General features: G+C 45.1%; 3 protein-coding genes. 2 read left to right on the forward strand and 1 reads right to left on the reverse strand.

The genetic code is table 11. The features are described from left to right. The coding region (locus PUZ33_RS25060; RefSeq protein WP_001513728.1) for an IS3 family transposase at nucleotides 1-203 on the reverse strand (203 nt) is incomplete at its 3' end. Nucleotides 204-556: 353 nt separating this feature from the next. Between PUZ33_RS25060 and rclA the strand changes: the two genes are divergently transcribed. Both rclA and PUZ33_RS25075 read left to right on the forward strand, forming a co-directional pair. Continuing rightward, complete coding sequence (rclA, locus tag PUZ33_RS25070; RefSeq protein ID WP_007896426.1) at nucleotides 557-1,882, forward strand: reactive chlorine resistance oxidoreductase RclA; 1,326 nt, start codon at nucleotides 557-559, stop codon at nucleotides 1,880-1,882. A gap of 177 nt (nucleotides 1,883-2,059) precedes the next feature. Then, on the forward strand, nucleotides 2,060-2,150 hold a 91-nt coding region (locus PUZ33_RS25075), incomplete at its 3' end, for an IS1 family transposase (RefSeq protein ID WP_304481747.1).

Here is a 2,150-nt window from a genome sequence, read left to right on the forward strand (position 1 = left end):
TTCTGGAGACGGCGGATCTCGGCCTGAGCATCTGACTGTTCTTTATTAGTGGAAGAATCCGGACCGTACTTCTTTATCCAGGCATAAAGGCTGTGGGTGGTGATATCGAGACGTGTTGCAACGCTGGCAACAGAATAACCGCGATCAACAACCTGTTTGACTGCTTCAGTTTTAAACTCTTCAGGATAACGCTTACCGCTCATGGGCACCTCTCTTTAAGTCATCTTAAATGACTCTGAGGTGTCTGTTAAACGCGTGGCGATTCATCATCATCCAGCCAGAAAGTTATGGAGCCACGGTTGATGAGGGCTTTATTGTAGGTGGGCCAGTTGGTGATTTTGAACTTTTGCTTTGCCACGGAACGGTCTGCGTTGTCGGGAAGATGCGTGATCTGATCCTTCAACTCAGCAAAAGTTCGATTTATTCAACAAAGCCAAACAGAAGCCACTGGAGCACCTCAAAAACACCATCATACACTAAATCAGTAAGTTGGCAGCATCACCTTTTGCGTCTATAGTCATGATGTCAAATGAACGCGTTTCGACAGGAAATCATCATGAATAAATATCAGGCAGTTATTATTGGTTTTGGCAAGGCTGGAAAAACATTAGCCGTCACGCTGGCAAAAGCAGGTTGGCGTGTGGCTCTCATCGAACAATCAAATGCAATGTATGGCGGGACCTGTATTAATATCGGCTGTATCCCAACCAAAACATTGGTTCATGACGCACAGCAGCACACAGATTTTGTCCGTGCCATACAGCGTAAAAATGAAGTGGTTAATTTTTTACGTAATAAGAATTTTCATAATCTTGCGGATATGCCCAATATCGACGTGATCGACGGCCAGGCGGAGTTTATCAATAATCATAGCCTGCGTGTTCATCGGCCTGAGGGAAATTTGGAGATTCATGGCGAGAAAATTTTTATTAATACCGGTGCACAAGCCGTGGTTCCGCCAATTCCTGGAATTACCACCACGCCTGGTGTATATGACAGCACCGGATTACTTAATCTAAAAGAATTGCCTGGGCATTTAGGTATTTTGGGCGGCGGATATATTGGCGTTGAGTTCGCCTCTATGTTCGCTAATTTTGGCAGCAAAGTAACCATTTTAGAGGCAGCTTCGCTGTTTTTGCCTCGGGAAGATCGGGATATTGCTGATAATATCGCGACGATTTTACGCGATCAGGGCGTCGATATTATCCTCAATGCCCATGTGGAGCGAATCAGTCACCATGAAAATCAAGTGCAAGTGCATAGCGAGCACGCCCAACTGGCGGTGGATGCACTGTTAATAGCTTCCGGTCGTCAACCGGCTACCGCTTCGTTACATCCAGAAAATGCCGGTATCGCAGTAAACGAGCGCGGGGCAATTGTCGTTGACAAGCGATTACATACCACCGCAGACAATATTTGGGCGATGGGAGATGTTACCGGCGGGCTGCAATTTACTTACATATCACTGGATGATTACCGCATTGTACGTGATGAGTTACTGGGTGAAGGCAAACGTAGTACTGATGATCGGAAAAATGTGCCTTATTCCGTATTTATGACACCGCCCCTGTCCAGGGTTGGTATGACAGAAGAACAAGCCAGAGAGAGTGGTGCTGATATTCAGGTGGTGACATTGCCTGTAGCTGCAATTCCGCGCGCCAGAGTGATGAACGATACCCGTGGGGTATTAAAAGCGATTGTTGATAATAAAACCCAACGTATATTAGGAGCATCACTGCTGTGTATTGACTCCCACGAGATGATCAATATAGTGAAAATGGTGATGGATGCCGGGCTGCCTTATAGCATATTACGCGATCAGATATTTACTCATCCGTCGATGAGCGAATCACTCAATGATCTATTTTCATTAGTCAAATAAACTCAAAATCAGACGCCAGAACAAATATTCTGGCGTCTCAGAGAAAAGAATCTTATTAATTCTCTGTTACTCTATAACTTCTTAATCACTTCATTGATGGTATTTTATATGTTTAAAAAATCGGTGATGCTGCCAACTTAATGATTTAGTGTATGATGGTGTTTTTGAGGTGCTCCAGTGGCTTCTGTTTCTATCAGCTGTCCCTCCTGTTCAGCTACTGACGGGGTGGTGCGTAACGGCAAAAGCACCGCCGGACATCAGCGCTATC

The organism is Enterobacter cloacae complex sp. 2022EL-00981, assembly GCF_028737495.1.
Taxonomy (GTDB): domain Bacteria; phylum Pseudomonadota; class Gammaproteobacteria; order Enterobacterales; family Enterobacteriaceae; genus Enterobacter; species Enterobacter cloacae.